The organism is Vibrio sp. V03_P4A6T147, from assembly GCF_002241085.1.
In the GTDB taxonomy this organism is placed as follows: Bacteria; Pseudomonadota; Gammaproteobacteria; order Enterobacterales; family Vibrionaceae; genus Vibrio; species Vibrio anguillarum.
Genome location: NZ_NDIO01000414.1, coordinates 1 through 8,364 on the forward strand (window position 1 = coordinate 1; position 8,364 = coordinate 8,364).

Genomic DNA, 8,364 nt, shown 5'->3' on the forward strand with positions numbered 1-8,364 from the left:
AATGTAGATAAGCCGCCATTTATGCAAGCTAACAATTTAATCAGAGATTTTCCAGAAAAAAAATTTATAACTAAAACGACTATCATGGCCTCTGGTTATATTGATGATTTCCATTCACATCCATGGCACCAAATCGTCTTCCCACGCCAAGGTTTGTTACAATCAGACATTAGTGATAAAAGTGGAATAGTCCCTCACAATGGTATGCTCTTTATCCCCGCCAATACCATTCATAAGTCTGTTGCAATTACAGACACACAATTTTTAGCGATTTACCTCAACCCTAACAAACATGTGCAGTATGGAAGTGAGCCTAAATCCTGTCAGGTAAACTTCTTCCTCAAAGAGTTGATATTGCTTTTGTTTGAAAGTGATACGCTTTCACAGCCGGAATCCAACTTGGCACATTTGTTAACGGTCTTACGAGATCAGATCGAGGCAGCAAAAAGTTATGAAATACCACTTCTCATCCCTACGGACAAACGCCTTTTATCTATTTTTCTACAGCTTAAACAGCAACCTGACTTACCGTTTACGTTAAAAGAATGGGCAAAAAAAGTCGGAGCATCTGAGCGCACATTGTCCAGATTATGTGCGAAAGAGTTCTCTCAATCATTTGCTCTGTGGCGACAAAATATAAGGCTGGTTTTATCTCTGCCATTATTAAGCTCGGAAATGAGCATACAGGAAGTTGCTATGGAGTTGGGGTACGCATCTGATTCATCCTATGTACAGGCTTTTAAAAAGCTGTTCAATCAGACACCAAGAAAATACCGCACTGCAAACCTATAAACGAATACAGACTCTCTAATACACGGATTACACCACTTTTGGGATTATTTTTAGTATAGCAAAATCAAGAACCATCTCTGATGCACTATCTGAGACGAAACTCACTTTGGGGCATAAACGAGTTTGAAACTGCTAATTCAACAGTTCTTTCAGATAGCTATTCCGCTTATGAGATTGACTAGATGCCTCGGTGATACGCTTCATATCCTCGCTACTGCCAACGATATGGATTTCACTTTCAGCTCTCGTGATTGCCGTGTAGAGCCATGCTCTATCGATTATCCTACCTTTTTGCAGGGCAATAATGATGCGCGGGAACTGTGACCCTTGGGCTTTATGTAGGGTGATCGCATAACCCAACTCCATGCAATCTAGAACGGATTGCGTCACCTCGACCTTATCACCCGTATCAAGCGTGACCTCTCCGTAACTATCACCAGAAGGTTTGACGCTGGTTAGTGTGCCAAGTGATCCGTTCTGAATGCCTTTATCGTAATGATTCTGAGTAAATAAGACCGCATCATTAAGGCGGAGTGGCAGAAAGAACTTGTCACCATTAATTTCAAATTCAAGGCTATCACTGTTTAGGTTGACCGCTTGCTGGGTGAGCTTATTGATTTCTGATACGAGTGCTTTGGTGGGAGCCATGACACGACTGCTTTCTGGAGATTCTTGGTAAAGCTCGCAACAGACTTTGGCAATGTCTGTTTTACTGGTTTCGTGAAAGTGTATAGCACCCTTGCTTAATTGGTCAGGCATCACACCTTGATTAATGAGCTTTGAGTATTCGGGAATACCCGTTGAACCTTCCTGTCTCTTGACGATATCCAGCATCGTATTCGCCACCGTTTTTGCTTCAACGATGTCTGACAACACCTTACCGCAGCCAATTGGTGGCAGTTGGTCGGGGTCGCCCGTGAATATCAATCGTACAGAGGGGTGAATGTGATTTACTAGGCGATACATGGTCGGTAGGTCAATCATGCTCGCCTCATCGATGACTAGTAGGTGATTAGTGTTCTCGGCACTGGGTTCAATGGGTTCTTCACGCAGCAATTTAGCTATGGTTGAAGTGACAAAACCGATGGACTCATGAAGTCTCATTGCAGCGCGACCGCTGAGCGCCACTGCGTGTATTTTAAACCCGAGTTGATGGTAAGCCCTGAGCGCCGTTCTCAGTACCGTGGTCTTGCCTGTTCCTGCACCGCCCGTAATACAGCTTAGCGAATTATCCAGACACGTTGTGACGGCTTCGGTTTGTTTAGGGGTTAATTCGTAGGGAAGTTCGGCAACCGCAGAGCAATAGGCGGCATTGGCTCTTTCATCAAACAAGTCATTTCGCTTAATCAGTGTCTTTAAGCGCTTGGCAACGACACTTTCCATCAGAAGTTGCGCCGTTGGATGGTAGGTTCCTGTGTCGGGATTTAAAATGTACTGCGCTTTATCGTGACCTGACTGGAACGCCTGAGTGACCAGTGCTTTGTCTTTCAGTAACTTGTAGAGATAAGGGCGTACATTGGCATGAGTGGTATAGGTATGACCTTTTTCAATCTCTTTTCGAATTGCCATTTCCAGAGCCGCACTTAGTCTTCTTGGGTCATCCTTCGTGATATCGCTCTTAAAGCTTATTTCCTTGATGATGTCTTCAATGGCACTGAACGAAAGACCAAAGCCCATCAAAACATAAGGATTATCCTTAATTGCCTTTATGGAGGCTTCACCGTGATGCCTGAGCAGTCGTTGTTGCACACTGGCGGGGATGTTGTGTTCGCTCATCCAGTTACAATGTGCCAGATTTTTGTATTTGGCGTACCCCTTAAAGAGTGCTTCTACTGAATCGTTACTCAGAATTGATGTCAGGCGCTTTCTGGACTCTGGGGTGTCATTTTTCAGTGTGGCATGAAAGTCTTTGCCTAAGAGCTGCCAGAGCGCTCTGGCTTTGCTTTCGCCAATACCCTTGAAGTCACTTTCTCTAGCGATAAAGCGTATCAGTTGCTCACCCGTTTCAGGCAACGTGCATTCAACATGCTTAGGTGATTCATAGGTGTGCTGCTGCATCACATAATCACCTATCTCCATATTTTCTATCTGGCGAGCGCCTTTGACTGACCAGTGCTGACCCAGCGTGGGTTGGACGGGGATGCTATCGGGGTCGGCTTTGATGGTGACGTAATACTTCCCGCTATTGGTTTTGTAAGAGTTCTTCGCAAGCGGCACACCGCTGAATATCACCATCTTGGTCGAGCGGTAAGGGATACTGGTCACGCGCATCTGGTCTTCATGCAAAGCAATATTCATCGTGGCATCAACCCCATTTCAGATAAGGTTTCAGACAGCTCACCAAAGCGCTCAAGTCGCTTTTCAAGCGCATCAACCTTGGCTTTCAATTCAATATTCTCAGCTTCTAATAACGACACCCGCTTTGAATCGAGAGCCTTTCGCTTTGCTGTGTTGTCATAGGCTTGAGGTTTACCCTCATTCTTCTTAGCAGCTTGCGTAAGAGGTGGCAGCACATCCCTCTCACGCAGCTCGTCCTCTAGTGTTTTGAGTGCTTTTTTGAGGGCGGGATTTTGACTTAACGCCGATTTGCCACAACCGATACCCTTTGCCACCTCGATACGATTAAGCTGACCTCGGAACACAATTTGTTTAAAGTTATCGTCCGTCTGTGTGGCTTTCCAGACCTCAAATGCCTCTAGGTTTTCCTGCGCTTTCTGCCGCCCATTTGCCATTAGTCATCTACCTCACCCAGTAGCTTGCGAAGTCCTGTGACAAAGCCTCTGGGGAATACTTCGCTGTTGTATTCCATGTCTTTTACCTGACCCGCCTGAGTATATTGCCAGTCGTTCTTGTCCATGCATTCGTCAGAAACGGCATACGCTAAGGCTTTTTTCTCTGATTCGGTGAGTATCCCTGATAGGGATGGCAGCACTTCGACGCTTGACTCTGCGGTGGTATCGAAATGACGCACAGGGCGTTTGTCGATGGTGATATTGGCGTGTTGCTTGAGCAGGTTCACCTCTTTGCGGTAGCGGTTACGCTCCGCAATGATTTGACCAAACAAGGCGCGTACCGCAGGATCTGGAATGCGCTCTAACAGTTTGTTATCCGCAGGGATGGATTTAGACCGTGAGGTGTTCGATAGCGGTTTTTTGGTATTGGTACTGTACTTTGCCGCCCATGCTTCAATGAGTGTTCGGTAGTGCTTGTTACGGGTAGCACGCAAAGCCTCATACCCCAATCCACCATTTTTGGCAGAAACCCGTCCAATGTGGGTGATGGAGAAGTCACGCTGACCTGATTCCGCATAGGTTTTCAGCGTGTCATTGAGCTTATCGAGGTTTTGCTGCGTGCGAGGTACTTTGCCTTCTTTTAAGTCAGCCAGAATGACATCAATATCAAGTTCCATTAATCCTCCAATAAGTTCGCTAGTGCAATGCCATCTAGGTTGATGACTTTATTGCTCAGAGCATGAATACCGCCAGACAATAGCTTATTGTCGGTCAGGTATTCGCCCGCTTCGATGTAGTTCGCCACCTTGCGGTAGCCCTCAAGCTTGTCGTTAGGGTCAGCGATTTTCGCCATCTGACGCAGCATGGCATTGGCAGCGATGAGCTGTTGTTTGTCGTCCATTTCCATGAAAATCGGCTCAAAGCCTTTTTTCATCAGCACACGGCTAAGTTGGCGTGAACGCTTTTCAATGGCAGGTGTTTTACGCAGCTCGTCTTGCAAATCGGGGTAGAACTCTGCATCATCACAAAGCAGTGATAGATGCAGTAACTCTGAGTCGGTTTCGATAAACTTCAAGGCATGGCTGACATCTTGCTCAGAGCCAACCGCAATCAGTTTATCTTTAGTGTCATCTTCATTTCTGGTTTCTTCGACACGAATGATTTTATGGATAAGCTCAAAACACGCTATCCAGTCTTTGGCATATTCATCGGCTTCAACTTGCTGTTTTTCATAGCGGCGCTGTAGGGCTTGCAGTTCACCGTGCTTGATAAACGGCTTACCTTGCTCTTCACAAAAGAACTGTTCGTCTTTCAACGCTTCCAACTCCCCCTCAATTTCCACGGATAGGTTAGCCGTCTGATGCGCTTTGTAACTCAGTTGATTGAAGTGGGCATTGAGTGCAGGAAGGTAGCGTGCCTCGGTAATAAACCAGCGGCAGCGAGGGCAGTTTTCAGGGCCATGTGGCACGCTAGCATAAATGCGACTGGCAGCCCCTTTTGAATTATTAAGCAACGCACCGCCGTTCCAGCAACCACCCAGAGTGCTGACTTCATCCGATTTGACGGTGTTACCACCGACCAAGCACAATCCACACGAGCGTTCTTCCCAGCCTATCGGATTGCGGTTAGCAAGCGCTGCCTGAATACTGTCATCGCTGTGATACACCATCTTGCATTGGATTTGCTCCATTGAGGCATCTTTAAGGAAGTTGCGTACCGATTGCTTGGATTTGGCATCTAGCTCTCCATGTGCCTCACTCATTTTCTCTGCCATCACCGATGGGGTAATTTTGTTGTAGTAGATGGTCATCAACAAGCGCGTATGTCCCGCTAGTAATTTAGAAATCACGGGTAATGGCAATTGCGTGTCCATCGTATACGCCGTGATGAGCGAAACACGCAAACTGTGCAGAGGAAATAGTGTGGCAACCTTAGCACCTTCTGTAGTACCTTCTGAGTAATCCACAACCAGTTTCAAGCGCTTGCCGTTATCCAGTGTATTTCCTTGCTCTGCGAGTTGGTTTTCAAACGTTAACAGGAGTTGATACCAGAAAGCATCTGTTGCTGTGTACGAAATTGGCTTGTGCTTGTCCTCACCTTTTGCTGATGCATCACGAAATAGAAAGGCGATCTCTCCCATACTCTCTAGTTGTTTGTCCGACCTCTTAACACGAGTGTGCTTTTTTAGCAGCGTAGTGCAGTCGGTAGGCTTTGCAATCGGGTTGTATTTTTCTTGCCAGTTCCGCAGTTTTTCCAGCCAGTACAGCACCTCCTCGTTTTGCCAAGGAATGATGTAACCACGCTCTAGTTCGTCTTTGTTCTGGTCGGCGGTTTTGTTGGTGTTGATATACTAGCCTGTGGAATGTAATCCTGTCATGGTGTCGTGAATGCGTCGGAAGATGCCTTTCCCGAACGGGCGTTTTTCGCTACCAAGTGCAAAATCATGCTGAGTGTTTACTACCCACTGACCGTTTTCATAGCGCCATGTATCCGCTTCACCGCTGTCTAGCATACGCACCTGATAGGTACGCAGTGGTAGGTGGAGCTTCATGAAAATCACCATCGCTTTGACGGGCGACCAGATTTGATGAACGGTGATTTTATTGCCTTTGCGAGTCACTTCGTTGGTGCGCCACACGCAGTCAGGGTCGGATTTATCAATCAGCTCTGGCTCGACATCAAACCAGTCACCTCCTGCCTGCCGCTGCGCCCATGTCCAGTGCTTGAAATGGCGATAGTGATAGGCAGGAAGCAGGGGTTCACCGTCCTTGAGATTTTCTTCAATTACGGTGAGTTCGGTTTTGTCAGGTAACGGGCAAAGGATTTGGCGCAAGTCCTGAATGTAACGATACGGCAGAGGGTTACGCACAGTTTCTGTAGCAGAACCTTGCACTTTGATTTTGCTGAGAGGGTTTTGAACTAGTGGGATTAGCTTTCCATGGTCATCTTCCTCGGAGAACACTTTTTCAATAATAAAATCGATGAACTCGGCGGGATAGTTCACAGCTTTTTGCACATTACCATAGTAGTCAATTCGTGTCCTCGCGGCCTTTTCAAGTTCTTCGCTATTACATAAATGCCCTTTATACCCGCTAAAAAATAGAGCCACATCTGTGGCGTACTGAGCACACTCTTGAATGTACACCTCAAAGAAAATGTTTAAAGCATCACACTTGTGGTTTACACCAGTATCTTGTATAGCCATCCATTCTGCTGCTAACTCTTGCCATTGTTGCCACTCCGCGCCGAGTGTCCTAAGCATCCAAGAGAAGGTTAAATCCGATGAGCGACCGTCATGTTTTTTGCCTTTTTTCCCCATTACTTACCTCTCAATTTTGGATGTTTGCCAGTGAAGTATCCCTGTGGGTCGATGTCATCAAAGCCATGCTCAACCAGTGCTTTCCAGTCGAGTGCTTTGACTTTGGATTCTGGGTTTGCCAGTTGCAGTGTCGCTTGGGTTAGTTCGTCGGAAACTTCCTGCTGACCTTTGCCTGTGTAGGGGATTTGTGAGTCTAGGGACTTATGGTGCATACAGCGTCGAATCACCAACGGGTTCAATCCTGAGCGTTCTAATCGTCTACCGTAATTATGGCGATGCCCGTGAGGGTCTTTACCTTCAGCCTTGCTTGGCTCTAAACCAATGCGCTTCAAGCCGTTGGCGTAGTTATCATGGAAAGCGTTGATGGTATAAGGGTTGCCGAAGGCACTGTGATGAAAAGAAATAAACGCATAAGGGTGGTGACAGTCGATGCTGGCGCGGTACTTTTGATAGTTTTTCCAAAGTGACATAAACACTTTTCCATAGTCAGTCGGAAACCATTGAACCTGTATGTAGTTATCTTTATGGTCAACTACACGGTTCTTCCAACCAAGATGCGCTGTGCCTTTCATGCGTTGGCGAGGGATACGCGCATACTTTTCTTTTAAGTACGTTTCTCTATTCTGATTTTTAGAACGAACTTCAGGGTCATTTGGCGCTTTGCCATCGACTTCATTGTAAATTCGAACGATAGCACTATCTGGGTTATAAGGATCTTCAAACACATCTGTCACCCAAAGGGTTAAAGCCTCGCTTTCGCGTAGTCCGCCACCGTGCATGAGCAGGAGTATTAATTTGTCCCTGAGTGCCACTCGTGGGTCGTTTGCGCCACCAATACCGTTCATATAAAAATCTTCCCAGTGCTTTTCAGGAAAGGCGATAGCATCATCCTCGGTTTTAGTGAGTGGTGTGCGCCCTTTAATGGTTCGCGCCTTACGGATGGTTTTATTGACGGTTTTATCTTCAATATGACCGAGAAAATCATTCTGGTTTTTTCGATACCATGCGGCGTAATTGAGTCGCTGCCCATGAGGTGTGGCATCACGCAAGGGATTCATTGACGCAGAACCTTGTTTGCCTGCCAACCAATCGGTGAATGCCGTCAGTCGGTGAATGTGCTTATTCACATTACTGGTTGAACTTGGCACCCAATATAAACCAGAGGGGTCAAGTCCATCTTCACCAATTGTTCCTGTATACAACCGCTTAGAAAAGGTCTGAAAGAGCAACTTCGGATCGTCAAACAACCCTCTGTTGGCTTCCATATAATCCAGCAACAAGGACACCGCTTGAAGAAATCCATTCATGACGGAATTACTCACCCCGTCCGCCTCTAGTTTGAGTAGGTAGTCTGTGACCGTACTTAACTCTCCTTGCTCAGTTAGTAAGATAGGCAGTTGGCTTTTTATGCCCGTATTGTCCTCTACAATCGTCGCTCTGACTTTTACCGATGACAAATTATGCTTTCCTTATACATATCGTACACATTATTGACTGTATACCTATACTGTGGATTGTGCA

General features: G+C 46.3%; 5 protein-coding genes and 1 pseudogene. 1 reads left to right on the forward strand and 5 read right to left on the reverse strand.

Annotated features, from left to right (window positions below; all coding sequences use genetic code 11):
• Positions 1-21: 21 nt before the first annotated feature.
• On the forward strand, positions 22-792 hold the full coding sequence (locus tag B9J84_RS15675; protein WP_094124528.1) for an AraC family transcriptional regulator: 771 nt from the start codon (positions 22-24) through the stop codon (positions 790-792).
• Between the two features lie 132 nt (positions 793-924).
• Here B9J84_RS15675 and B9J84_RS15680 read toward each other — a convergent pair whose 3' ends face one another.
• The 5 genes and pseudogenes from B9J84_RS15680 to gmtY form a co-directional block, all read right to left on the reverse strand.
• Positions 925-3,063 (reverse strand): AAA family ATPase, encoded by a 2,139-nt coding sequence (locus B9J84_RS15680; protein WP_404207630.1) that lies wholly within the window; start codon positions 3,061-3,063, stop codon positions 925-927.
• A 23-nt stretch (positions 3,064-3,086) separates the two neighbouring features.
• Positions 3,087-3,524 (reverse strand): VPA1267 family protein, encoded by a 438-nt coding sequence (locus tag B9J84_RS15685; protein WP_094124525.1) that lies wholly within the window; start codon positions 3,522-3,524, stop codon positions 3,087-3,089.
• Complete coding sequence (gene gmtX / locus B9J84_RS15690; RefSeq protein ID WP_094124526.1) at positions 3,524-4,201, reverse strand: gamma-mobile-trio protein GmtX; 678 nt, start codon at positions 4,199-4,201, stop codon at positions 3,524-3,526. Before gmtX ends, B9J84_RS15685 begins: the two co-directional genes overlap by 1 nt.
• Positions 4,201-6,843: pseudogene (locus B9J84_RS15695) on the reverse strand (integrase family protein). Before B9J84_RS15695 ends, gmtX begins: the two are co-directional and overlap by 1 nt.
• Positions 6,843-8,300 carry a gamma-mobile-trio recombinase GmtY gene (gmtY, locus tag B9J84_RS15700; RefSeq protein WP_094124527.1) on the reverse strand — a complete coding sequence of 486 codons (1,458 nt, stop codon included), beginning with the start codon at positions 8,298-8,300 and terminating at the stop codon, positions 6,843-6,845. The pseudogene B9J84_RS15695 and the gene gmtY overlap by 1 nt, the downstream one beginning before the upstream one ends.
• Positions 8,301-8,364: the final 64 nt, after the last annotated feature.

Bases quoted from the DNA above. Each gene is read 5' to 3' on its own strand.
- B9J84_RS15675 (WP_094124528.1), top strand. From the start codon at position 22: ATGCAAGCTAACAATTTAATCAGAGATTTTCCAGAAAAAAAATTTATA.
- B9J84_RS15680 (WP_404207630.1), bottom strand. From the start codon at position 3,063: ATGCGCGTGACCAGTATCCCTTACCGCTCGACCAAGATGGTGATATTC.
- B9J84_RS15685 (WP_094124525.1), bottom strand. From the start codon at position 3,524: ATGGCAAATGGGCGGCAGAAAGCGCAGGAAAACCTAGAGGCATTTGAG.
- gmtX (WP_094124526.1), bottom strand. From the start codon at position 4,201: ATGGAACTTGATATTGATGTCATTCTGGCTGACTTAAAAGAAGGCAAA.